Genomic DNA, 23,390 nt, shown 5'->3' on the forward strand with positions numbered 1-23,390 from the left:
GACAAGACCCCCGTTGTGCGGATCAGGGCTCGATGACGATGGGCGTACCCGGGTCAACGGCGTCCCACACCTCATCCAGCTCGTGGTTGAGCATGGCGATGCAGCCGTTGGTCCAGTTGGAGGGCTGAACCCTGCGGTTGCCAATGCTGTTGCGCTGGCCGTGGATCATGATCATGCCACCCGGACGAACACCCAGCTCATTGGCGCGCTTGATGTCATCCAGGTTCGGATAGTTGATATGGATGGCTTTGTAGTAGCCGGAATTGGTCTTCTTGTAGTCGAGGGTGTAGCGCCCTTCCGGCGTACGCTGATCCCCTTCCTGCTGCTTGTGCCCCTTGGGCGCCGGGCCCAGAGCAATCCAGTAGCGCTTCAGTTCTTTGCCATCCTTCATCAGGGTCAGGCTATAGGTCGACTTCTTGACCACCACCAAATCGGCTTTTTCGGTCAAGGCAAAACTCAATGCGGGCCAAAGCCCCAACAAACACAGTAATACGGCTCTCATTCCATCCCTCGACAAGCCTCTGGTGCGGGCTTTTCTTGTTACCAGATCATCTGAACGATGCCCGCCGAGCGGCGAGCGAGCGCCATGATATTGGATCGCCATCAATACTCAATATGCTCGGCAAAACATATCTTGCCGCAGCCAGGCCATCTTCCTTGAACGCCGTCATTTGGCATTGGTAATTAACAGTTAAAACAACAAGATACAAAAATTATCGCGCTGGCACCCGGGGCAATGATCGGCGAAGATAACACTCCACTCCCCGACAGGATCATGCCATGCGCTCTTCGTGCCGCCTCGCCACCCTGCTGTTCTCGCCACTTCTGCTCTGGCTGCCCGCCAGTGTCGCCGCCGATGCACTCTGGCTGCGCGAGCCCGCCCTCTCCCCCGATGGCAAGCAGCTTGCTTTCACCTGGCAGGGGCGCATTTTTGTCGCCAGTGCCGAGGGTGGCCCCGCTACGGCGCTCACCGGCAGCGACTACCTGAGCCAGCGGCCAATCTGGTCACCGGATGGCAAAAAGATCGCCTTTGCCGCCAATCTCTACGGCAACGAGGATGTGTTCGTGGTACCCGCCAACGGCGGCGAGATGGTGCGCCTCACTCGCGATTCGCGCACCGATCTGCCGCAAGCCTTCAGCGCCGATGGCAAACGGCTGCTGCTGAGCAGCCAGCGCTTGGGGGCGCCCGATGCCGATCATTTTGTCGCGGAAGGCTACCAATGGGGCGAGCTCTACTGGACCCCGATCACCGGCGGCACCTTGCAGGCCGATCTGCCGCTGCCTGCAACTCTCGCCCGCCCCCACGGGGAGCGGCTCGTCTACCAGATGCCCGCGGCGGATCAACCCTTTCGCAAGCATCAGCACTCGTTCGCGGTGCCCCGTCTCTGGCTGTTTGATGGCAAGCAGCACAAGCAGCTGACCGAAGATCGGGTGGCGGCCACCGATCCGGTCTGGAGCGACAAGGGAGATACCCTCTTTTACCTGAGCGAGCGCAGCGGCGATTTCAACGTCTGGCGCCGGGATCTCGCCAGCGGCAAGGAGCAACAGCTAACCCACTATCAGGGCCATCCGGTGAGGGGGCTCAGCGCCTCTCGCAATGGTGATCTGGTCTGGTCATGGCTGGGTGAACTCTATCGCCTTGATGCCGGTAGCAGCGAGCCACGCAAGCTGACCCTCACCCCACAAGTGGCGAGCGCGCCGGATGAGGCGAGCGAGGCCCTGACCCTGGCCGACGAAGCGCTGGTCAGCGAAGAGGCGGACGAGCTGATCCTGGTGAGCGAGGGCAACCTGTTTGCCGTCGACCCCGAGCGGGAGCGGGTGCGCCAGCTGACCCGAGATCCGAGCGAGCAGTCCAGCCCCCTCTTCGCCGAGCAGGGCCGTGCCCTCATCTATCTGTCGGAGCAGCAGGGGCACGCTGCCCTCTATCGCCTGCGCAAGGGGGATCCGGATCTGCTGTTCAGCGATCCCGGCACTCTGACCGAGAGTCTGCTGCTGGCCATTCCCGACAAGGGGATCAGCCGTCCGGTGCTCTCCCCCGATGGCAAGCAGCTCGCCTTCGTGGTGGATGGCCAGGCCATCCACCTGCTCGATCTGGCGAGCAACAAGCAGCGGGAGCTGGTGCCTGCCAGCTTCAACCCGTCGCGCCACGAGGTACATCTCGACTTTGCCCCCGACTCACGCCATCTGGCGCTCACTTTCCGCCCCGATGCGGCAGAGCAGGAGATCGCGGTGATCGACACGGCCAACCTCAAGGCCAAACCGGTCAATGTCAGCCTCAACGGCTATCAGGATGGGCAACCGGGCTGGAGTCAGGATGGCGCCATCCTCTACTGGCAATCGACCCGGTTTGGCGCACTGGGGCCCGATGGCGAGCCCCTCGTCACCAACCTGCTCGGCATTTACAGCAGCCGCGCCGCCAGAGCCGATGCGATTGCCGAACTGGAGCCGCCGAAAGGGGGATACGGCTTTGAGAGCGATCGTCTCAACCATCGAGAAGCGCTGCTGCTGCAACCCACCGGCACCCTGCTCGCCAGCCGCATCATCGGCGACCAAGTGATCTATCTGGTGGAAGAGATGGGGGTCAACAGCGAGAGCGAGATCAAGGGCTACAGCCAGGATCTGCGCAAAGGCAAAACCAGCGAACTGTTTGGCGATCAGCCCGGCCCAGCGCTGGCAAGCCTCAACCAGCAGGGCACCCTGGCTACCCTGGTGCGGGATGGGGAAATAACCCGGATCCACCTCGACTCCGGCGAAGCCACCAGCGCCCCCTTCGCCTTGCAGCCCACCAGCCTCTGGCAGGAACGCATGACCGCCGCCTTCGATCAGATCGCCCGGCTCACCCGGGACGAGTTCTATCTGGACGATATGAACGGGGTGAACTGGGATAGCTATGTCGCCGCTTACCGCCGCCTGCTGCCGGGCATCGGCAACCCGCGGGACTTTGGCAACCTGCTGGCGGAGCTGGCTGGCGAGCTCAATGTCTCCCACACCTGGGGCAGCGGCCCCGCCCCCTTCCCGCGCATGGCGGACGAGACCGCCAGCCTTGGCGGCTACTGGCAGGATAGCGAACAAGGGGTGATGCTCACCGCCCTGCTCTATGGCGGCCCGCTGGATCAGGAGAGCGATATCGCCCCGGGCGCCCGCCTGCTCGCCATCAACGGCGTCCCGATTGCCAATCTGGCCGAGCTGGATCGAGCCCTTAACCATCAGGCCGGTGCCCGGCTTGCCCTCACCTTCCAGCAGGAGGGCAACAAGCAAACTGACGAGGTGGTGCTCACCGCCATCGACAAGCAGCAGGAGTACCAGCTGCAACAGGATCGCTGGATTGAGAAACGGCGGGAGCTGGTGGCCAGCCTGAGCGGAGGACGGGTCGGCTATGTCTATCTGCCGGCAATGAATAGCGAGGTCTACGATGCGGTGGTGGCGGATGCCCTCGGCAGACAGCGCAATCGCGATGCGCTGATCGTCGATGTCCGCTTCAACAGCGGCGGCTATCTCGCCAATACCCTGGTGGAGTTTTTGACCGGCAGCGGCAGCACCAAGGGGATGGCCAGCAGTTGGCCCCGTCAGGGCAAGGGTGAAACCGATGCCGCCACTCGCCAGTGGACCAAGCCCTCGGTGGTGCTGGTCAACGCTGGCAGCTACTCGGAAGGCTCCGCCTTCCCCGAGTATTACCGCGCCCTCAAGGTCGGCCCCATCGTCGGCGATCCGGTGCCCGGCACCGGCACCATGGTCTACAGCCACGACTCCCGGCTGATCCCGGGGCTCTCCTACGGCATTCCAACCCTGGGGCTGCGCAAACCGGACGGCACCTTCTACGAGAATCAGGAGCTGATCCCGGATCTGCAGGTGCCCCTCACTCCCGCCGACATGGTGGCCGGGCGCGACCCGCAACTGGAAGCCGCAGTACAAGCCGCCCTCAAGCAGTTGCCAGCCAGCGCCAAATAACGGCGCCCATCGAGCTCAACGAAAGCGAAACAGCTCGCGATGCAGATGCCCGTCCGGCAACAGCCGGGTCAGGGCATCTGCCATCCCCTCCGGCCCGCAAAACCACACATGCTCGGGTGCATCCTGCGCGATGCGGGCCAGATCCAGCCGCCCGGCCGCCTTGTCCAAATGCAGCTGATAGCACACACCGGTGCGATGACAGAGCTCGGCTAACCGCTGGTGGTAGACGGCGCCCGCCAGATCCGGCGCACACTGGATCAGAGTGATCCCCTCGCCGCGCTCGCCACGGGCAGCCATCCCCTCCAGCCAGGCCACAAACGGCGTGATACCGATCCCGGCCCCCAGCCAGAGGGCTCGCCCTCCCCCTTGCGGGGCGATAAAAGCGCCATAGGGGCCGGTCACCACCACCTCATCCCCGATGCGCGCTTCTGCCACCAGCTGACGGGTATGATCCCCGAGCGCCCGTACCGCGATCACCAGCTGGCGCCGATCCGCCGACACCCGTACCAGAGTAAAGGGGTGCGGCCCCTCTTTGGCGTCAAATTCGAAGAAGGCAAACTGACCCGGGCGGTAATGGGCGAGCGGCCGCTCCAGCTGCATGGTCAGCTCGCAGGTGTGATCCGCCAGCGTCCGCACCGCAACGACCCGGCCCGGATGGCGATCCCGTGCTCCCACTTGTCCCAACAGAGAGTAGAGGGCCCCGATAGCTCCCAGCCCACCGATCAACCAGATCGATACCCCCACCGGGGTCATGGCCCCAATCTGAGGCAGCAGGCAGAGACCGTGCCCCCACCCCGCCAGATAGATGAGCGGCGCCAGCCGGTGGATCAGCCGAAAACGGCCATAACTCACCAGCGCCAGCAAGCTCACTACCACCAACGCGATCAGTAGATAGAAACTCCACTCACCCAGGGTATTGCCAAGGTCATGGAGCGAGATGTCATTACCTGCGCTAGCACCCACTCCGGCACCGCTGGCCCCACGCCGGGCGGGACGACTCAGCAAACCTGCCGAGACCGCCCACTTGGGCGCTTCTACCAACAGCCAGTGGGCGGTCAGCGCCAATGCACCGCCGATGGCCATCTGGCGGTGCAATCGCAACATCCGGTCCAGACCGCCACACCACACCTCCAGCTGCGGCAGACGCAATGCCAGCAACAGCGAAATGGCCATATAGGTCATCCCCAGCAGGCCGGTCAGTAACAACATCTCATGGCGCCAGGGCCACACCCCGTTGGCATCCCCCGCATAACCCAGCCACCAGACTCCGACCGCCAACAGTGGCAACAGCCACCACATCCATTTGTTCGTCATAACATGCTCCCTGGTTCCATCGCTGCAGGACCTCATCTCCCTGCTGATGGCACCATTACACACCCGTCCGGTCACAAGACTTTGCCAGAGGGGGAAGCTTGTGTGGCAATGTGTGACAAACGGAAACAAAAGAGGGCCAAGTGGCCCCTCGCGATCTCGCTTGTTGGCTTGCCTCTCTTCATAGGAGATGGCGCACAATCAACCTCCGCTGTGATTGACGACCCGCCAGAAAAAGGAATCAAATGGGGACGTTGCATATCTGAGGCGGAAAACCTGCTGCCCACTCTTCCGGACAAGGAGATCCCCCTTGCTTTCATCCACCGAACAACGCTACTGCCCGAGTTGTCAGCGCGAGACCAACCATGTCGTGGTGCTGGTTGACAAATCCTATGGAAAAGAGGTGAAACCAGAACAAAATCGCACTGCATTTATCAAAGACTTCATTACCGGCTGGGCCGCCGGCCCCTTTCTGGCCAACATGGATCGCTTTGAACGCCACACCATCTGTGAAAATTGCGGAAATAAAGTCATTGATGAATCGTGAATAATGAAAAAAGAATGGCAGGAAGGTCGCCCCTCCTGCCAATTGCCTATTCATAACAAGCCTGCCTTCATCACATCACTTACTGCACGCAGCTCAGCTCCTCTCTGACATCTCCAGCAAAGTAGCGCCGGGTAATCCACGCCTCGAAGTCGGCCAGCATGCGGGTTTCCGACTCGCTGTTGTCGGCGATAAGCTCGGCGCCGTGTACCACGCGGATATGGGCATCGAGCGGGGACCCCTCACCCGTAGCCGGACGCTGCTGGGCGGCAGCCATGCAGACCTGAGCCTGTTGCCAAGCTTCGACGGAGCTCAGGTTGCATGCCTCGGCCAGCGGCACGGCACTGAATCCCTCGCCAGTCAGGCTGCGCAGGGTCTCATCGTGACTCATGCCGTTGCCAGGCCCCCAGTAGTGGGCGGCCAGATCCGGCCCGATACGCGGGTTGTCGGTGAGGTAGCCATCACGCTTGAGGAAATAGGCGCGGGTCTGCTCCACCGCCATCAGCGCCAGCAGGTAGCCGTGATAGGCGCAGGCCGACTCCTGATTAAGGAGGTGCGGAATGGCCAGCAGCGGGCGCGGGCTCTCCACTCCGACAATCTTGCGCTCCCACTGACGGGCCAGCGCCAGCACCGCCTCGGGGCTACGTTCGGCCTCATCCATGGCGTAGAGATCCCGCTCGAAGTAGGCCACCAGCGCGATCTGGCGTTCATTAAACGCGCGAAACGGCTGACGCGCTTCAATCATCTCCTTGATAAGAGCGTCGGGAACAGCCTCTCCCGCCGCATTTCTGGCGTAGCGCTTGAGCCAGTCGGCATCGTCCAGCAGGCTGTCGCAGAACATCGACTGGGTCTCGGCATAGGCCATTGAGGTGGGCGGGAACTCCTGTGAGAAGCAGGGGGCGTTGCCGGTGACATTGGCAAAATGCGCGGCGTGGCCACCCTCGTGGAACAGGGTGTTGAGGCCACTCCAGCCGCTGCCCACCTGCGCCGGATCGGCCAGGCTGGTGAAGTTGACCACCGCCGGCACCCACTCCCCCTGTTGGAAGAAGCTCGGCACTGGGCCGTGGCAGAAGCCGTTCTCGTATTTCCCCTCCCGGGTCAGCAAATCCAGCGTCAGGGTAGCCCCGCGATACTGGATGCCGAGCCGGCGGAAGCTCTCGACCCAATCTCGCAGCGCCCGCGAGAAGGGCACGTAAGGATCTAGCTGGCGGGTCACATCGCCGCTCACGCTGTAACGCAGGTTGTGAGGCAGCAGTGCCGCCTCCCCCTGGGCAACCTTCAGCTCTTCCAGACTCTGCTGCAACCGGGCGTCGGTGCGGGCGATAAAGTCGTCGAGGATGGCAAACAGCTGATCCGGGCTCATCTGCTCATTCTTGCGCACCTTGTAGTCGAAGTAGTCGCGATAGCCCATGGCGCGGGCAAAGCGGTTGCGGATCGCCACCACTTCGAGAAAACCGTTGCCGACCACCCAGTGCTCCAGGGTGTGGAACATGGCGAGCGCGCTCTGGCGCACCGCCTCGTTCGGGCTTGCGGCAAGGGAGGTGCTGGCGGCGGGCAGGCTGCCTGCGACCTGCTGACCCTGCTCATCCAGCAGGGTCAGTTTCAGCCCCTTGCGGCGGGCGAACAGCGCAGCCTCGGCAGCCACCAGCTCATCCATCAGGGCGGCCGCAGCGGGATCTTCAATCACATTGCACTCGAAGAAGGCGATCCAGCCTTGCAGACCGCGTTTGAGATCATCCTCGTCGGCCTGCGCCAATATCTCCCGCAATTCGGGCAGACGGGCCGGATTGGTACAAAAGGCCTTATAGGCCTGCTCGGCCGCGGTGAAACCGGCCTGATCGTCGCTGGTGCCCATATAGGTGGACCAGAAGAGATCCTCCTTGCGCCTGTGAACCTGCAGGTAGTCGGCGTTGAGCTGGTTGAAGTAATTCCTGGCAATGGAACTCATAAATTCCCTCTTGTTATGGGGTCACCCGCAGCGGGGCCCACTCCTTTTTTTAGTGAAATGCCAAATGATTCACACTCTTTGGCAAAAATTGCGCAGGGATGCGCCTGAACACGCTACCAAAAAGTGGGGGTTGCTGTCTGCTGACTATACTGATGTTAAAACGCTCATTTGAGAAAGCTCGGCAAGAGACTGAAAGTAAATGAGTTGTTAACTCTTACGAACTGGCTGCCGCAGTACAGAGCCACATAAAATCAACAGGGAAATGAGGGTTTAGTCATGTTCAAGCTCGGTGATATTACCGTGAGCCGCAAATTGATTTTGCTGCTCGCACTGGCGTTTGTCGGTTTTGTCTCGCTGCTGCTTATCTCGGCCAACGCGCTCCAGCGCAATCTGATGAGTGAGCGAGAGGCGCGGCTCAATGCGGTACTGGAGCAGGCCATGAGCCAGATCCAGTTTCTGGCCAGCACCCTGCCAGCAGAGCAGGCCCAGCAGGAGGCGCGCAAGCTGCTGACCAACACCCGCTTTGATGGCAACAACTACCTGTTCGTCATCGACGAGAACCGCACCATGGTGGTTCACCCCATCCGTCCCGAACTGGTCGGCCAGAAGATGGGTGAAGGGGGCGCCGCCACCGCAGGGCAGTTCTGGTATCAGATGGTGGATATCGCCAAAGGGGGCAAACAGGGCACCCTGCAATATGTCTGGACAGGCCCATCGGGGGAAACCGCTGACAAGCTATCCATGGTCTCTGGCTATCAACCCTGGGGCTGGATCCTCGGCACCGGTATGCTGCTGCAGGACATCCACCAGACCATCTGGGCCCAATACATGAAGATGGGCAGCGCCACCGCCATCGTCATTGTGCTGATGGGACTGCTGGGCTGGCGCATCACCCACTCCATCGTCTCCCCGCTCAACCAGATCAACCACGCCATGCAGCGGGTCGCCAGGGGCGATCTGGTAGTCACTATTCCGGTGCAGGGCAAGGATGAGCTGGGCATGGTGGCACGCTGTACCAACCAGAGTCTCGATGCCATCCGCCACGCGCTGCTGGAGGCAAGTCAGGGGGCCCGCAACGTGGCCGATGCCGCCCTGCGCATCGCCGCCTCCGCCGAGCAGACCAATCAGGCGGTCACCAGCCAGCGGGATCAGCTGGCCCAACTCGCTACCGCCATGAACGAGATGAGTACCACCATCTCTGACGTCGCGGGTCATGCCGAGAACACTGCGCGCGACACCCAGGAGGCGACCGGCGAGGCTGGCCTCGGCAACCGGGATGTGCACGCCAGCGTGAACGGCATCAAGGCGCTGGCCACCGAGGTGGAGCAGGCCACCCAGCAGGTCAACCAGCTTAAAGAGGGAGTGATGCAGATCAGCGAAGTGACCGCCGTCATCAGCGCCATTTCGGAGCAGACCAACCTGCTGGCCCTCAACGCCGCCATCGAGGCAGCCCGTGCCGGTGAGCAGGGCCGCGGCTTTGCCGTGGTGGCCGACGAGGTGCGCCAGCTGGCCAGCCGCACTCGCCAATCCACCGAAGAGATCCAGAGTACCATTGCCCAACTGCAGCAACGGGCCGTCACCGCCGCCAACGCCATGGATACCAGCCGCAAACTGGCAGAGAGCAGCGTCAACCAGTCCCAGCAGGCGGGGCAGGATCTCACCCTGATCGTCAACCACATCCAGCATGTAAGCGACATGGCCACCCAGATCGCCACCGCCGCCGAGCAGCAGAGCATGGTGGCCGAGGATATGAACCGCAACGTCAGCGGCATCAACGACTCGGCGCTGGAGATGTCACAGTCCGCCTCGCAACTGGCGCAGGAGAGCGAGCTGCTGGCCGGTCTCTCCCGCAGCCTGGATGAGCGACTTGCGGTGTTCAAACTGGGCAAGGAGTCCGCCCCGGCGCCGATGATGGCGCCCCTGTCTCTCCCCTCCGGCGAACAGCGCGCCCGTCATTGATGGCGTCAACCTGTGTCGCCTTGTCACCCGACCTGCCAGCCAAGCTGGCAGGTTTTTTTACGCCGCCAACACGCAATCAGCATGCATCTTATCGGCATATTCAACGGCATTCGACGCCATGCACAGATAAGAGAACAATTTAAAAACAGTCAGTTAGAATGAGCAATGTGCCGTTGAACGGTGCATTTAAACATTTAACTTCAAATAATTAATCAATGCAGTGCACAATGCTGATGGCCGAACATTTGGCCCATCACTAACCATCTAGTCATTTGGCAAACTGACCGAAAGGTCGGGACGCAAAGCCTCCGGTCTACAGACGTTTTGTCCAGGATAGCGGGGTTGCCACACGCAAGTGTGCATCGGGGAACTCCCCGGCCAACTGACTGCCCACATCTATCGAACAGAGGAATGTATGGCAGCAAAAATCCAACTCAATCACATCGCAACGGTACTGGCCCTGCTGGCCAGCGGTAGCGCCCTGGCTCATGGCTACATCAGCCAGCCCGAGAGCCGCAACTACCTGTGCAAAACCGGTGGCAACAGCCAGTGTGGCGGCGTGCAGTGGGAGCCCCAGAGCGTGGAGGGCCCATCAGGCTTCCCGCAGAGCGGCCCGCAGGATGGTCAAATCGCCTCGGCGGGCAGCCCGCGCTGGAGCGAGCTGAACATCCAGACCAGCGACCGCTGGACCAAGCGTGAAGTACAGCCCGGCCCCTTCGCCATCAGCTGGACCTTCACTGCCAACCACGTCACCCGCAACTGGCGCTACTACCTCACCAAGCAGGACTGGAACCCCAACCAGCCGCTCACCCGCGCCTCGTTCGACCTGACCCCCTTCTGCGTCATCGACGGCAACATGGTGCAGCCGCCCAAGCAGGTGACCCACAACTGTGTCCTGCCGGAGCGCACCGGTTATCAGGTGATCCTCGGCGTGTGGGAAGTGGGCGACACCAGCAACAGCTTCTACAACATCATCGATGCCAAGTTCAAAGATGGTAGCCAACCACCGCTGGAGTGGAGCCAGGCAGGCACCATCTACCCCTCCATCGACCTCGCGGCAGGTGACAAGGCGATGACTCGGGTATTCGATGCCAACGGCGAGCGCCCCGATCTGCAGACCGTGCTGACCATCACCACCGCCGAGCAGGGCCAGAAGAACAGCTGGGCTCATGCCCTCGCCAGCAAGATCAACGCCGAGCAGAGCCTGATCCGCGCCGGTCAGCAAGGAGCCGATGGCCAGTTCAATCCGGTCTATGGCATGAACCCCATTTATCTGAAGCGAAACAGCAAACTGGAGCGAGTCGAGATTGACCTGCAACAGCTGCAGCCACCGGTAGTGGACAGCATCAGCGTCAGCGGTCTGGCCAGCGACTATGTGCTGGACAACGGCAAGGCAACCCTCGATTTCACCGTCACCGCACAGGGCGATCTGGCCGTCACCAACACCCTCTATGACCACGGCGGCGTCGCCAAGGGTGAAAGCAGTGCCGACATCAAGGACAGCAGCCACACCTTCACCATGGCGCTGGAAGGTCTCAAGGCTGGTCACCACCAGCTGGTGATCAAGGCCACCCCGAAAGCGGGCGGCGAGACCATCCAGCAGACCATGGATCTGATGTTCAAGGAGCAGAGCAGCGGCGAATACGACTTCGTCTTCCCGAACTCGCTCAAATCCTATGCCGCCGGCACCAAGGTGCAGCAGCCGAAAAATGGCAAGGTCTATCAGTGCAAGCCCTTCCCCTACAGCGGCTACTGCCAGCAGTGGACCACCACCGCCACCCAGTACGAACCGGGCATCGGCTCCCACTGGCAGATGGCCTGGGATGAAGTGCACTAACCCACGCTTGGGCACATAAAAAAGGGCGTCCTCTCTAGCAGGGGACGCCCGGAAAAATCAAACCTTGCGGTTTGCATACCAACGGAACCAAGACCTCACTCTTCACTTACTTCACACACTCAACACACTCTTCAAAACAGGGTTTGTCCATTAACCCTGCCATTTTCCTCCTTCGACGATCACATCATTCGGATCGGTATCAGGGCTCAGCTTGTCACGCACATACTGGTCATAGAGTTTCAGCAGGTACTTCTCCTCACCCAGCTTGGCGAGACGGTCATTGACCCAGTCACGCAGCTCGATATTGCCCTTCTTCACCGCCGGGGCAATGGGATCTTCCGAGCCCAGTTTTTCGGGCAATACCCGATAGCCCGGATTCTCCTTGGCCCAGCTGAACAGTACCAGGTTGTCCTGGGCGTAGGCATCACCACGGCCCTGCGCCAGCGCCTGCAAAGATTCGGTGTTCTTCTCGAACTTGAGCACCTTCCACTCCGGGTGGTTGCGGGTCAGCCAGATGTCGGCCGTGGTGCCGGTGGTCACGATCAGGGTCTTGCTGGCCAGATCGTCGAGCTTCTTGGCTGGGCTCCCCTCCGGCACCAGCACCTGTACCGCCACTCGCAGGTTCGGGTTGGTGAAATCCACCACCTCGCGCCGCTCCGGGGTCACCGTCATATTGGCGAGGATCAGATCCACCTTGTCGCTCTGCAGGAAGGGGATGCGGCTGGCAGGCTCCACCGCCACGAACTCGATCTTGTTCTCGTCCCCCAGCAGATCCTTGGCGAAGCGGCGGCCGAGGTCGGTATCAAAACCGACGTAGTTGCCCTTCTCGTCCACGTAGCCAAACGGCGGCTTGTCGGTGAATACGCCGATGATGAGCTTGTCCCGCGCCTTGATCTTGTCGAGGGAACCGTCCGCCGCATGGACAGCGCCGCTGGCGATACCCAGTCCCAATAAGGCACTAAGCAGAACCGAGGTGATTTTTTTCATGCTGACTCCTTTCGTTTGATGACATTTGTATAAGAAAACTTGGCGAGGAACTGGCGCGCACGCTGGCTCCTGGGATTGTCGAAAAATTGGTGGGGTGCGGCCTGTTCCAGAATGTGGCCGCCATCCATGAAGACGATGCGATCCGCCACCGCCCGGGCGAAGGCCAGCTCGTGGGTGACGATAAGCAGGGTCATGCCGCTGCCGGCGAGATCGCGAATCACCTCCAGCACCTCCTGCACCATCTCGGGATCCAGCGCAGCGGTCACCTCGTCAAACAGCATCACCTGCGGGTTCATGCACAGCGCCCGCACGATGGCGATGCGCTGCTGCTGGCCGCCGGAGAGCTGGCGCGGATAGTCATGGCGCCGCTCCCACAGGCCGATGCGGGTCAGCAGCTGCTCGGCTTGCAGCAGCGCCTCTGCCCGCTCCCGCTTTTGCACCTGCAGGGGGCCGAGCAGCACGTTCTCCAGCACCGTCAGGTTGGGGAAGAGGTGATAGCTCTGGAACACCATGCCGATCCGCTGGCGCACCCGCTGCCAGTCGGTAGAGCCGTCCAGCAACACACCATCGAAGCGGATCTCGCCCCCCTGAATGGGCTCGAGCCCGTTGAGAGTGCGCAGCAAGGTGCTCTTGCCACAACCACTTGGCCCCAGGATGACGATCACCTCCCCGGCGCGCACGCTGAGGCTGATCCGATCCAGCACCAGATTCGGGCCGAACTGTTTACTGACAGAACCGAGTTCAAGCAGAGGTGTCATACCGCATTACCCCATTGTTGCTCCAGCCGGCGCGAGGCGAGCGAGAGCGGATAGCAGGCCAGAAAAAAGAACAGAAACAGCAGACCGTAAATAAGCAGCGAGCCATAGGTGCGCTCGATGATCTGCTGGCCCACCTTGATCACCTCCACCACCCCGATCAGCACCGCCAGCGAACTGGTCTTGATGATGCGGGTGTAGATGTTGATGGTCGGCGGTGTCAGCCGCTGCAACGCCTGCGGCAGCAACACATGGCGATAGAGCTGCCAGGTCGAGAGCCCGAGCGCCAACCCGGCCTCCTGCTGACCACGGGCGAGGGAGTTGAGGCCACCGCGCACCACCTCTCCCACCTCGCTGGCGCCCCAGAGGGCGAGTACCAGCACGGCGCACCAGAAGGCCGGAATATCGAGGCCGAAAAAGATCGGCAACCCGAAGAAAAAGAGATAGAGCCACACCAGCACCGGCACTACCCGAAACAGCTCGAGATAAAGCCGCAGCAGACCCCGCACCAACCGGCCGCCCTGTTGTGCCAACACGCCGTAAGCGACACCGCCGAGGGTGGCAAACAGGATGGCCAGCAACGAGATAGCGAGGGTCTGACCCGCGCCCACCGCCAGCAGTGGCAGCGCCTGCGTCAGCTGCTCAGAGATCGAACTGGCCATATTGAGCCCTCCTTTCCTGCGTCTCGGTGGCGAGAGACGGTGGCAGCTGGAAGATAAGTGCCCACATCGGGATCCTCGCCTGCATCAGCGATTCAGTGACCGAACTGACCATGTTGCAGCCTCCTTTCAACGACGCGCAGAGCGAGGGAGAGCGGCAGGAAGATCAGCACGCACATCAAGGTCAGCACCGCCAGCATCTCGTAGGTCTTGTAGTAGAGGGCGATGTAATTCTTGGTGGTGTAGAGCAACTCTGGCACCGCCACCGCCGAGGCCACCGTCGTCTCCTTGAGCAGGAAGATGAAGTTGGCAAACAGCGCGGGCAGGCTGGCGAGCCAGGCCTGGGGCAAGTGCACGTGGCGCAGCAGTTGCCAGCGAGAAAGCCCGATAGCCCTGCCAGCCTCCAGCTGACTGGCGGGCACCGCCTGAATGCCCGCCCGCAGCGCCTCGGTCAGATAACCACCGCCGAGGAAGGTCATGGCAATCACCGCGGTAGTAAACCCGGAGAGCGACAAGCCGAGCGCAGGCAGCCCGAAATAGAGGAAGAAGAGCTGGATCAGCAGCGGCGTGTTGCGGGCCAGCTCGACATATCCGCGGATCAGGGCGCTGAGCGGCCGCTTGTGCAGGCTCAGCAGGGCGACGTTGAGCAGGGCAACCGCCAGCGAAGTGAGGATCACTATGGTTCCCAGCTGCAAGGTGACCCAGACCGCCTTGCCGAAGGCGGGCAGCGTTGTGACGATAAAGGGCAGATCCAGATTCATGCCGGGATCCTCCCGTCACGCTGCAGACGCTGGGGCAGCACAGTGATCGCATCCGGGTACTTGATGCCGGTACCGGTATTGAGCACCACGACCTGCTCTCCCCCACGGATCCAGCCAGCCTCGCGCAGTTGACGAGCAGCAGCAAACGCAGCGGCCCCCTCAGGGCAGACAAAACTGCCCTCGCGAGAGGCAAGCTGGCGGATCTCGCTCTGGATGGCCTTGTCATCCACCGCGATGGCGCAACCCTCGGTGCGATAAAGGGCGTCCAGCACCAGAAAATCCCCCAGCGCCTTGGGTACATTGATGCCGAACGCCAGCGTTTGGGAGTCGGGCCAGAAGCTCGATTCGGTGGCTCTCTGTTGCCACGCCTCTACTATGGGCGCGCAGCCACTCGCCTGTACCGCGACCAGTCTGGGCAACGCGCCCTTGACCCAGCCCAGATCCTGCAGCTCGCGCAGCGCCTTGTAGATACCGATGAGGCCGACACCGCCACCGGTCGGATAGATGATCACATCCGGCAGGGTCCAGCCCAGCTGTTCGGCAATCTCCAGCCCCATGGTCTTCTTGCCCTCAATCCGGTAGGGCTCCTTCAGGGTTGAGGCATCAAATAGGGCGTGCTCCGCCACCGCCTGCGCCACCTGACGACCGGCATCGCTGATCAGGCCATCCACCAGATAGAGACGGGAACCGGCGAGGGAGGTCTCCAGTCGGGTGATGGCGGGGGCGGCCTGCGGCATAACGATGGTACTGCGCAGTCCGGCGCGGGCACCGTAGAGCGCCCATGCAGCCCCTGCGTTGCCGTTGGTCGGCATGGCGAAGTGAGTGACGCCGAGTTCACGCGCGCGGGAGATACCCACCGCCGCGCCACGAGCCTTGAAGGAGCCGGTGGGGATGACGCTCTCGTCCTTCATCCAGAGATCCGGAATACCGATCTGCTTGCCCAGCGTGGGCAGCCGTAGCAACGGGGTAAGCCCCTCACCCAACGTCACAACGTGGGCGGGATCCCGCACCGGCAGCAACTCGTGATAACGCCACAGGCTGGCCGGGCGACCCGACAATGCCGCCGGGTGCCAGGCTCGCTTCAACGCATCGAGATCGTAGCTGGCCAGCAGTGGTGCACCTGCCCGGCTCAGTTGCCAGGGCTGGTCGGCATCATGGATCTCGCCACTCTTGCTGCAACGCAGATGTGATAGGTAGCTATACGGCATGCTTTATCCTGAATGGATCGACTTTGGTCAGTCACTTATTCCATCCTGCAACCCAACTACCGGATAACAAACAAAATTAACTGGCAAACCTAAGTGAAAAAATTCATATGAAGCCGTCTGTTTTCGCTGGCAATCTCATCTGCCAGCAATAAGGAAGGGGAGCCATTGGCTCCCCTTCTGTCATCTCTTCCGATTCAAATCTGGAAGTCGATGGCAGGCTCGCTGCCCATGGCGCGGGCCTGAATATCCGCCAGCGCCAACTCGGGGTTGCAGAGCTGGATAAACTGCCAGGCAAAGTTGTGCTGGAACTGCCCCTGCTTGAGGCCAATCCAGGCGATGTGGGGGGCAAACAGATGGCTGCCATCGAGCTGCACCAGCCCCTGATCACGCTGGGCGTCGAACGCCATGTCGGCCAGTATGCCGACCCCCATCTCCAGCTCGACATAGGTCTTGATGACATCGGAGTCCTGCGCCGTCAGCAGGATCTGCGGCTCGATACCAGCCGCAGCAAAGGCTTCATCCACCCGCACCCGCCCGGTCAACCCGGCTTGATAGGTGACGATGGGCCAGTTGGCCAGCGCCGCCAGCGTCAGATCCCGCTCGCCAGCCAGCGGATGTTGCTCAGGCACCACGATATTGTGGTGCCAGCGGTAGTAGGGGAATGCCACCACTCCTTCGCTCTTGTCGAGCTGCTCGCTGCTGATGCCGATATCCACCTCGCCGGTCTGCACCAGCCGCACTATCTCCTCCGGGCTGCCCTGACGCAGCTCCAGCTGCACCAGCGGAAACTGCTCGCGAAACGCCTTCACCACCCGCGGCAGGGCATAGCGCGCCTGGGTATGGGTGGTCGCCACCAGCAAACGGCCCGAGTCGCGGTTGGCAAAGGTGCTGGCCAGTTTGCGGATGTTGTTGGCGTCATTGAGAATGCGCTCGGCAATCACCAGCAGCTCCTTGCCCGGCTCGGTCATGCCGAGCAGCCGCTTGCCGTAGCGGATGAACAACTCGATCCCCAGCTCCTCTTCCAGCTCGCGGATATGGCGACTCACCCCGGATTGCGAGGTAAAAAGGGCGTTGGCCACCTCGGTCAGGTTGTAATCCCGCCGCGCTGCCTCCCGGATAATTCGTAACTGCTGAAAATTCACCTTGTCGCCTCCTGCGAAGAGTGGGCGACACAATCTGCTCGCCCCTCTCATTTTTGTTATTTGGCCGGATCATGCCCCGGCAGAGCGCCTGAACCGGGCGGCCACACCGCCTGCAACACAGCATCAAATCTGATAATCGGGATAGAACTGCGCCTGTCTGGCCACCAGCTTCACCCCCTGACCCGGGACAAACAGCTTGGCCGCCTCCTTGCTAAGCTCCGCCTCATAGTGGGCCCCTTTGGTTTCACCATCGCCACGCAGCTCCACCCGAATGCGTGGCCCCATGGGCAGCAGACGGGTGATGGTGGCGCGGATCCCGCCCGTCGCATCGGCTGGCAGAATCTCCAGCTCATGGGGACGGACATAGGCGATGGCGGCACTGCCGTGGGCCAGATGAGAAGCCGACGGCCCGCCGAGCAGCTGCTCACCGACACCGAATCCCTGCTCCGCCACCCGACCGCGGAACTGGTTCACACTGCCGAGGAAGCTGTGGACGAAGGAGCTGGCAGGCTGGTCGTAGACCTCGGCCGGGGTGCCGATCTGCTCGACCCGTCCGGCATTCATCAGCACCACCCGATCCGCGACCTCCAACGCCTCCTCCTGATCGTGGGTGACGAACAGGCTGGTGACGTGCAGCTCGTCGTGCAGCTCGCGCAGCCAGCGACGCAGCTCCTTGCGCACCTGCGCATCGAGGGCACCGAAGGGCTCATCCAAGAGCAGTACCTTGGGCTGCACCGCCAGCGCGCGAGCCAGCGCGACCCGCTGACGCTGACCGCCGGAGAGCTGGGTCGGATAGCGCTCGGCCACATGGCTGAGCTGCACCAGATCCAGCAGCTCCTTGACCCGGGCGCGAATGGCCGCCTCGGCCGGGCGCTCACTGCGCGGTTTGACTCTAAGGCCAAACGCCACGTTCTCGAAGACTGTCATATGGCGAAACAGGGCGTAGTGCTGGAACACGAAACCGACATTGCGCTCGCGCACATGGAGATCCGAGGCATCCTCGCCACGGATGATGACGCTGCCACTGTCGGCCTGCTCCAGCCCGGCGATGATCCGCAGCAGGGTGGTCTTGCCGCAACCGGAGGGGCCGAGCAGAGCCACCAGCTCACCGTCGTGAAAGTCGAGGTTGATGTCTGCCAGCGCCGCGTATTGATTGAAATGCTTGTTGAGTTGTTGAACCTGAATGCTCATGGCTGCCTCTTTAAAACAGTGATCAGTGAGATTTGGTGGGCTGGGCACGCAGCCGGGCCAACAGGGTTTCCCCCAGCAGGGTGAAGATCCCGAACAGAGCCAAGAGGCTTGCCACTGCGAAGGCGGCACCAGTCTGGTACTCGTTGTAGAGGAGCTCGATATGCAGCGGCAGGGTATTGGTCTGGCCGCGAATATGGCCGGAAACCACCGACACCGCGCCAAACTCCCCGACCGCGCGGGCGGTACAGAGCAGCAGGCCGTACATCAGGCTCCAGCGAATGCCGGGCAGGGTGACGCGCCAGAACATCTGCAGGCCGCTCGCCCCCAGCATGATGGCCGCCTCCTCCTCTTCCGGGCCGCGCGCCTCCATCTGGGGCAGCAGCTCGCGCACCACGAAGGGTACGGTAATGAAGGTGGTGGCCAGGATAATCCCCGGGGTGGCGAAGATGATCTTGATGTCGTGTTCGCTCAGCCAGTCACCGAACCAGCCGCGGCTGCCGAACATCAACACCAGCATCAGACCGGCGATCACCGGCGACACCGAGAAGGGCAGATCGATGATGGTGATGAGCAGCTGCCGACCGGGGAAGCGGAAACGGGCGATGGCCCAGGCCGCAGCAATCCCGAACAGCAGATTGAGGGGAACGGCGCAGAGCGTCACCAGTGCTGTCAGACCGAGGGCGCTCAGGGCATCCGGCTCGCTGATGGCGTGCCAGAAAAAAGCCAGCCCCGGCGTTAACGCCTGAATAAAGACGGTGGCCAACGGCAGCAGCAACAGGGCGGCAAACCAGCCCAAACCAACCGTGATGAGCAGCCACTTGACCCACTGGGGCTCGCGGATCACGACCGGCGCCTTGCGAGCGGGGGTTGCCTCCACAGAGGCCGCCTCAATGGCGATAGCAGATGAACTCATATCCGGCTCCCTCCGATGCGAGACCAGCTCCAGGCCTGCAACTTGTTGATTAGCAGTAACAAAATGAACGAAATCAGCAGCATCACTACGGCGATGGCGGAGGCACCTGCGTAGTCATACTCCTCCAGGTGGCTCATGATCATCAGCGGCGCGATTTCGGAGACCATCGGCAGGTTGCCGGCGATAAAGATGACGGAGCCGTACTCCCCCACCCCGCGGGCAAACGCCAGCGCAAAGCCGGTGAGCAGGGCAGGCACCAGGGTGGGCCAGAGCACTCGCAGAAAGGTCTGCCAGCGATCGGCGCCGAGGCTGGCGGCCGCCTCCTCTTGCTCGGTTTCAGCCTCTCGCAGCACCGGCTGCAGGGTGCGTACCACAAAAGGCAGCCCGATAAAGGTGAGGGCGATAACGACGCCGATGGGGTTATAGGCGAGCTGGATGCCTAGCGGCGCCAGCAACTGGCCGATCCAGCCGTTGGGGGCGAAGATGGCGCACAGGGCGATGCCGGAGACGGCGGTCGGCATGGCAAATGGCAGGTCGATCAGCGCATCCACCAGACGACGACCGGGGAAGGTGTAGCGCACCAGGATCCAGGCCAGGATCAGGCCAAACAGGCTGTTGAGCAGCGCCGCGACAAAGGCCGCACCGAAGCTCAGGCGAAAGGAGGCAAGCACCCGGGGTGAACCGATCACCTGCCAGAACTCGGTTGCGGTCAGGTTGTTGATCGCAAACAGTACCAGGGCCGAGAGCGGCAACAGCACCAGCAGGCCCAGATAGAGCAGGCTGAACCCCAGGGTGGGGCCAAAACCGGGCAGGACAGAATAAGAACCAAATCACATAACACATCCATCTGTTATGAAGAATTTTCGATATGGTGATTCTGCGCACTCCCCTCATCGGCAACAAACATCAATTGCGACTTTGCTAATCACTTTTTTGTCTAACCGCAGAGTCACAAGGCTCTTGGCGCACTCCAAATAAAAAAAGGTCTTTTATATAAATAAAAGACCTAAGAAATGGAGCAATACGGAGCGGAGCATTCAAAGAACGGGGGCATGGAGTAGCCAGCGAACAGCGCGCTCGCCAACCCTCCAACCACTTCACAGATACCTAGCGAAAGCCCAATACGACCGGCTGGGGCGATGCGATCTTGACCGGTGCCACTACCAGCTCACCACGGCGGTAGAGTGCCCCCAGCAAATGCAGCCCCTGATGCCAGTCCCCATGACCTGACTGGGCATTGATATGGCCCGCCTCACCGGCATCGAACAGCGGCACCTGCCACTGACGGCTCCAGTATTCGGCCCGTTCAAAGTTCATCCAGGGATCATTGCGGCTGGCCACCAGCTGGGCCGATACCTGCAGCGGCCCGGCCAAGGCCTCATCCGCAATGCCAAAACGGGCGGGATCGGCGGGCGCCACCAGAAAGATCGAGGCCACCTTCTCCGGCTGCAAGCGGGCCGCCGCGATGGCGGTCAGGGCGCCGAAAGAGTGGGCCACCAGATGGACCCTGCTGCGGCGACGTTTCAGCTTGCTCGCCAGTTTGGCACTCCAGACCCTGAGGTCCGGCTTGTCCCACGGTAGCCCGGTCATCCGCTGCCATTGGGGAAAATGATCGTGCCAGCGGCTCTGCCAGTGATCCGGCCCACTGTTGTGCAGACCGGGAACCAGGAGGATCTTGTTCATCTTGGTGCTCCTATCGGCTGGCACAGGGGCCAGTTCAGTGATGGATAACGAAGCTATCAACGACCCGGCTGATAGATCTGGTCAAACAAACCGCCCTGGGCGAAGTGTTTCTTCTGGGCTTTCTCCCAATCCCCTTCCAGATCCTTGACGGTAAAGAAGGCAAGCTGCGGGAACTGGACTGCCGTCTCCTTCAGGATCGCCGGGTTGCTGGGGCGATAGTGATGTTTGGCGACAATATGCTGCCCCTCGTCAGAGTAGAGATAATCGAGATAGGCCTTGGCCACCGCTTCGGTACCGTGCTTCTTGGCCACCTTGTCCACCACCGCGACCGGCGGCTCCGCCAGAATGGAGACCGAAGGCACCACCAGCTCGAACTTGTCGCTGGCACCCGCCTGACCAAGCACCAGCAAGGCTTCGTTCTCCCACGCCAGCAGCACGTCACCGAGACCGCGCTCGGTAAAGCTGGTGGTGGCACCGCGGGCGCCTGAGTCCAGCACCTTCACGTTCTTGAATAGATCGCCAACAAACTGCTTGGCCCCCTCTTCACTGCCGCTCTTCTTCAGGGCATAGCCCCAGGCGGCCAGATAGTTCCAGCGTGCCCCGCCGGAGGTCTTGGGGTTGGGAGTCACGATGGCGACATCCTTACGCACCAGATCATCCCAATCCTTGATCTGCTTGGGATTGCCCTTGCGCACCAGGAAGACAATGGTGGAGGTATAGGGCGAGGCGTTGTTGCCGAGACGACTCTGCCAGTCGGCAGCGGTCAGCCCCTCCTTGGCGATAGCGTTGACATCGTAGGCCAGCGCCAGCGATACCACGTCGGCCTCCAGTCCATCCACCACGGCGCGGGCCTGCTTGCCGGAGCCACCGTGAGACTGGCTCACCACCACGTCGTCGCCGGTTTTGGCCTTCCACTCCTTGGCAAAGGCGGCGTTGTACTCCTGAAACAGCTCGCGGGTCGGATCGTAAGAGACGTTGAGCAGACGGATCTCGGCGGCATTGGCCTGGCCAAGTGCCAGCAGAGGGAGCAGGGTCAGGGCGGTCATTCGCAGTTTCATGGTGATACTCCATATCTTGTTGGGTTGAGAACAGCATGCCGTGGAGTTGTTATGCCCAGAAGAAAGAAATAACTCTTTGCTTATCTCTTTTGCTCATATCAACTCAGCCACCCGCACCGGGAGCCGGACGCAGACTCTGTGAGCCATGCCCCTCTGGCCCCTTGCTCTCTGTGCCATCATGGGAACAAGGCAGGCAGATGACGAAAAGGAAGTCGTTATGTGGATCAATGCAGAACCGGTCAACGGAGCCCTGGTCTCGCTCGCCATCGGCCTTATCATCGGGCTGGAGCGGGGCTGGCAGGTGCGCCAGCTGGGGGATAACCAGCGCATCGCCGGAATGCGGACCTACGGCCTCATCGGCCTGCTCGGCGGGGTATGCGGTTTGCTGCTGCCCACTCTGGGCCCCTGGCTGCCGCTGCTCGGCCTGCTGGCGGTGGTGATCGGCTGCGGCCTCTCGGTCTGGCTGGCCCAGCGCTGGCAGGGGGAGTTCGGCCTCACCAGCTCGGTGGCCATGCTGCTCACCTATCTGCTGGGGCTGATGTCGGTACTGCTGAGCCCGAGCGAGGCGGTGGCCTGCGCCGTGCTGGCCGCCCTGCTGATGGGGCTCAAGGGCAAGATCCAGCAGGGGATGCTGTTTCTCAGCGAAACCGAATTCCACGCCACCCTGCGCTTTCTGCTTATCTCGCTGGTGCTGCTGCCGGTGCTGCCCAACGAGGAGATGGGCCCCCTCGACGCCTTCAACCCCTTCAAGATCTGGCTGATGGTGGTGGTGATCGCCGGCATCTCGTTTTGTGGCCACTTCGCGGTGCGGCTGCTCGGTACTCGCGCCGGACTGGTGCTCACCAGCATACTGGCGGGATTGGCCTCCTCCACCGCTCTCACCCTGCAGTTCGCCCGCCTCAACAAGGAGCAGGGCGGGCTGGAGCGACTGCTGGCTACCGGCATCCTGCTGGCAGGGGCCACCATGTGGCTGCGGCTGCTGGTACTGGTACTGCTGATTCACAGCGAGCTGGCGATGCGCCTCGCCGCCCCGCTCGTGTTGCTGGCGACCACGGTGTACGGCTTTGCCTTCTGGTTCTGGCGCCAGCGCGAGGAGCTGACAGACGGCCCGGTACAGCCGGAAACCAGCAACCCGCTCGATCTGGCCACCGCCATCAAGTTCGGCCTGCTGCTGGCGTTGATCGGCTTTATGGCAACACTGCTGCAAGACAAGGTAGGCAACTCGGGGGTCTATCTGCTGTCGCTGGTGTCGGGGATCACCGATGTGGACGCCATCACCTTGTCGCTCTCCCAGCTCTCCCACAAGGAGCTGGCGCTGGAGGTGGCAGCCCGCGGCATCCTGCTCGCCGGTTTGATCAACTCGCTGGTGAAGGGGTTGCTGGCCCTCGGCATCGGCGGTCGCAGTCTGGGGCTGCGGGTGCTGCTCCCCTACTTCGTCTCGGCCCTGCTGATCCTCCCCCTCGTCTGGCCAGCAGGATGACGGGGA

The 23,390-nt window shown here is 61.9% G+C and carries 19 protein-coding genes and 1 riboswitch; of the genes, 5 read left to right on the forward strand and 14 right to left on the reverse strand.

What is annotated here, in order from left to right; genetic code table 11:
- Positions 1 to 22: 22 nt before the first annotated feature.
- Positions 23 to 502, reverse strand: coding sequence for a murein L,D-transpeptidase family protein (locus I6L34_RS07845; RefSeq protein ID WP_031227763.1), 480 nt, complete (start codon positions 500 to 502; stop codon positions 23 to 25).
- Positions 503 to 780: 278 nt separating this feature from the next.
- Between I6L34_RS07845 and I6L34_RS07850 the strand changes: the two genes are divergently transcribed.
- The gene (locus tag I6L34_RS07850) at positions 781 to 3,948 is read left to right on the forward strand and encodes a S41 family peptidase (RefSeq protein WP_216956437.1); all 3,168 of its coding nucleotides are present in this window, start codon (positions 781 to 783) and stop codon (positions 3,946 to 3,948) included.
- Positions 3,949 to 3,963: 15 nt separating this feature from the next.
- Here I6L34_RS07850 and I6L34_RS07855 read toward each other — a convergent pair whose 3' ends face one another.
- Positions 3,964 to 5,262: a ferric reductase-like transmembrane domain-containing protein gene (locus I6L34_RS07855; RefSeq protein ID WP_058058588.1), complete on the reverse strand. Its 1,299-nt coding sequence runs from the start codon at positions 5,260 to 5,262 to the stop codon at positions 3,964 to 3,966.
- Between the two features lie 307 nt (positions 5,263 to 5,569).
- On the opposite strand from I6L34_RS07855, the gene I6L34_RS07860 reads away from it, so the two are divergent.
- A complete protein-coding gene (locus I6L34_RS07860) occupies positions 5,570 to 5,806 on the forward strand; it encodes a hypothetical protein (protein ID WP_058058587.1) in 237 nt (78 codons plus the stop codon).
- 79 nt (positions 5,807 to 5,885) lie between these two features.
- On the opposite strand, the gene I6L34_RS07865 is transcribed toward I6L34_RS07860, so the two are convergent.
- Positions 5,886 to 7,751, reverse strand: coding sequence for a M3 family metallopeptidase (locus I6L34_RS07865; RefSeq protein ID WP_216956440.1), 1,866 nt, complete (start codon positions 7,749 to 7,751; stop codon positions 5,886 to 5,888).
- 276 nt (positions 7,752 to 8,027) lie between these two features.
- Between I6L34_RS07865 and I6L34_RS07870 the strand changes: the two genes are divergently transcribed.
- Together I6L34_RS07870 and gbpA are read left to right on the forward strand one after the other, a co-directional pair.
- Complete coding sequence (locus I6L34_RS07870) at positions 8,028 to 9,710, forward strand: methyl-accepting chemotaxis protein (RefSeq protein WP_216956443.1); 1,683 nt, start codon at positions 8,028 to 8,030, stop codon at positions 9,708 to 9,710.
- 264 nt (positions 9,711 to 9,974) lie between these two features.
- A riboswitch (cyclic di-GMP riboswitch) is annotated at positions 9,975 to 10,060 on the forward strand.
- Positions 10,061 to 10,125: 65 nt separating this feature from the next.
- A complete protein-coding gene (gbpA, locus tag I6L34_RS07875; RefSeq protein WP_216956446.1) occupies positions 10,126 to 11,547 on the forward strand; it encodes an N-acetylglucosamine-binding protein GbpA in 1,422 nt (473 codons plus the stop codon).
- 150 nt (positions 11,548 to 11,697) lie between these two features.
- Here the strand turns inward: gbpA and I6L34_RS07880 are convergent, their stop codons facing one another.
- The 11 genes from I6L34_RS07880 to I6L34_RS07930 form a co-directional block, all read right to left on the reverse strand.
- On the reverse strand, positions 11,698 to 12,534 hold the full coding sequence (locus I6L34_RS07880; RefSeq protein ID WP_216956449.1) for a transporter substrate-binding domain-containing protein: 837 nt from the start codon (positions 12,532 to 12,534) through the stop codon (positions 11,698 to 11,700).
- Complete coding sequence (locus I6L34_RS07885; protein ID WP_058056492.1) at positions 12,531 to 13,292, reverse strand: amino acid ABC transporter ATP-binding protein; 762 nt, start codon at positions 13,290 to 13,292, stop codon at positions 12,531 to 12,533. Before I6L34_RS07885 ends, I6L34_RS07880 begins: the two co-directional genes overlap by 4 nt.
- Positions 13,289 to 13,951, reverse strand: coding sequence for an amino acid ABC transporter permease (locus I6L34_RS07890; protein WP_216956452.1), 663 nt, complete (start codon positions 13,949 to 13,951; stop codon positions 13,289 to 13,291). Before I6L34_RS07890 ends, I6L34_RS07885 begins: the two co-directional genes overlap by 4 nt.
- A gap of 92 nt (positions 13,952 to 14,043) precedes the next feature.
- Complete coding sequence (locus I6L34_RS07895; RefSeq protein ID WP_216956455.1) at positions 14,044 to 14,709, reverse strand: amino acid ABC transporter permease; 666 nt, start codon at positions 14,707 to 14,709, stop codon at positions 14,044 to 14,046.
- On the reverse strand, positions 14,706 to 15,917 hold the full coding sequence (locus tag I6L34_RS07900) for a threonine synthase (protein WP_216956458.1): 1,212 nt from the start codon (positions 15,915 to 15,917) through the stop codon (positions 14,706 to 14,708). Before I6L34_RS07900 ends, I6L34_RS07895 begins: the two co-directional genes overlap by 4 nt.
- Before the next feature lie 194 nt (positions 15,918 to 16,111).
- Positions 16,112 to 17,059 carry an HTH-type transcriptional regulator Cbl gene (gene cbl, locus I6L34_RS07905; RefSeq protein ID WP_216956461.1) on the reverse strand — a complete coding sequence of 316 codons (948 nt, stop codon included), beginning with the start codon at positions 17,057 to 17,059 and terminating at the stop codon, positions 16,112 to 16,114.
- A gap of 123 nt (positions 17,060 to 17,182) precedes the next feature.
- The gene (locus I6L34_RS07910; RefSeq protein ID WP_216956464.1) at positions 17,183 to 18,250 is read right to left on the reverse strand and encodes a sulfate/molybdate ABC transporter ATP-binding protein; all 1,068 of its coding nucleotides are present in this window, start codon (positions 18,248 to 18,250) and stop codon (positions 17,183 to 17,185) included.
- A gap of 22 nt (positions 18,251 to 18,272) precedes the next feature.
- Entirely contained in the window at positions 18,273 to 19,163 is an 891-nt protein-coding gene (gene cysW / locus I6L34_RS07915) for a sulfate ABC transporter permease subunit CysW (RefSeq protein ID WP_216956467.1), read from the reverse strand.
- Positions 19,160 to 19,975 (reverse strand): sulfate ABC transporter permease subunit CysT, encoded by an 816-nt coding sequence (gene cysT, locus I6L34_RS07920; protein WP_254202965.1) that lies wholly within the window; start codon positions 19,973 to 19,975, stop codon positions 19,160 to 19,162. The genes cysW and cysT overlap by 4 nt, the downstream gene beginning before the upstream one ends.
- Positions 19,976 to 20,270: 295 nt before the next feature.
- The gene (locus I6L34_RS07925) at positions 20,271 to 20,846 is read right to left on the reverse strand and encodes an alpha/beta hydrolase (protein ID WP_216956469.1); all 576 of its coding nucleotides are present in this window, start codon (positions 20,844 to 20,846) and stop codon (positions 20,271 to 20,273) included.
- A gap of 56 nt (positions 20,847 to 20,902) precedes the next feature.
- The gene (locus I6L34_RS07930; RefSeq protein WP_216956472.1) at positions 20,903 to 21,904 is read right to left on the reverse strand and encodes a sulfate ABC transporter substrate-binding protein; all 1,002 of its coding nucleotides are present in this window, start codon (positions 21,902 to 21,904) and stop codon (positions 20,903 to 20,905) included.
- Positions 21,905 to 22,121: 217 nt separating this feature from the next.
- On the opposite strand from I6L34_RS07930, the gene I6L34_RS07935 reads away from it, so the two are divergent.
- The gene (locus I6L34_RS07935; RefSeq protein WP_005343059.1) at positions 22,122 to 23,384 is read left to right on the forward strand and encodes a DUF4010 domain-containing protein; all 1,263 of its coding nucleotides are present in this window, start codon (positions 22,122 to 22,124) and stop codon (positions 23,382 to 23,384) included.
- Positions 23,385 to 23,390 lie beyond the last annotated feature (6 nt).

The organism is Aeromonas sp. FDAARGOS 1404, from assembly GCF_019047085.1.
In the GTDB taxonomy this organism is placed as follows: Bacteria; Pseudomonadota; Gammaproteobacteria; order Enterobacterales; family Aeromonadaceae; genus Aeromonas; species Aeromonas veronii.

What these genes read in the sequence shown, in the direction of transcription:
- I6L34_RS07845 (WP_031227763.1), bottom strand. Translation starts at nt 502, where the DNA reads ATGAGAGCCGTATTACTGTGTTTGTTGGGGCTTTGGCCCGCATTGAGT.
- I6L34_RS07880 (WP_216956449.1), bottom strand. Translation starts at nt 12,534, where the DNA reads ATGAAAAAAATCACCTCGGTTCTGCTTAGTGCCTTATTGGGACTGGGT.
- I6L34_RS07895 (WP_216956455.1), bottom strand. Translation starts at nt 14,709, where the DNA reads ATGAATCTGGATCTGCCCTTTATCGTCACAACGCTGCCCGCCTTCGGC.
- I6L34_RS07910 (WP_216956464.1), bottom strand. Translation starts at nt 18,250, where the DNA reads ATGAGCATTCAGGTTCAACAACTCAACAAGCATTTCAATCAATACGCG.
- I6L34_RS07900 (WP_216956458.1), bottom strand. Translation starts at nt 15,917, where the DNA reads ATGCCGTATAGCTACCTATCACATCTGCGTTGCAGCAAGAGTGGCGAG.
- I6L34_RS07865 (WP_216956440.1), bottom strand. Translation starts at nt 7,751, where the DNA reads ATGAGTTCCATTGCCAGGAATTACTTCAACCAGCTCAACGCCGACTAC.
- I6L34_RS07850 (WP_216956437.1), top strand. Translation starts at nt 781, where the DNA reads ATGCGCTCTTCGTGCCGCCTCGCCACCCTGCTGTTCTCGCCACTTCTG.
- I6L34_RS07885 (WP_058056492.1), bottom strand. Translation starts at nt 13,292, where the DNA reads ATGACACCTCTGCTTGAACTCGGTTCTGTCAGTAAACAGTTCGGCCCG.
- I6L34_RS07855 (WP_058058588.1), bottom strand. Translation starts at nt 5,262, where the DNA reads ATGACGAACAAATGGATGTGGTGGCTGTTGCCACTGTTGGCGGTCGGA.
- gbpA (WP_216956446.1), top strand. Translation starts at nt 10,126, where the DNA reads ATGGCAGCAAAAATCCAACTCAATCACATCGCAACGGTACTGGCCCTG.
- I6L34_RS07935 (WP_005343059.1), top strand. Translation starts at nt 22,122, where the DNA reads ATGTGGATCAATGCAGAACCGGTCAACGGAGCCCTGGTCTCGCTCGCC.
- I6L34_RS07925 (WP_216956469.1), bottom strand. Translation starts at nt 20,846, where the DNA reads ATGAACAAGATCCTCCTGGTTCCCGGTCTGCACAACAGTGGGCCGGAT.
- cysW (WP_216956467.1), bottom strand. Translation starts at nt 19,163, where the DNA reads ATGAGTTCATCTGCTATCGCCATTGAGGCGGCCTCTGTGGAGGCAACC.
- I6L34_RS07870 (WP_216956443.1), top strand. Translation starts at nt 8,028, where the DNA reads ATGTTCAAGCTCGGTGATATTACCGTGAGCCGCAAATTGATTTTGCTG.
- I6L34_RS07890 (WP_216956452.1), bottom strand. Translation starts at nt 13,951, where the DNA reads ATGGCCAGTTCGATCTCTGAGCAGCTGACGCAGGCGCTGCCACTGCTG.
- I6L34_RS07930 (WP_216956472.1), bottom strand. Translation starts at nt 21,904, where the DNA reads ATGAAACTGCGAATGACCGCCCTGACCCTGCTCCCTCTGCTGGCACTT.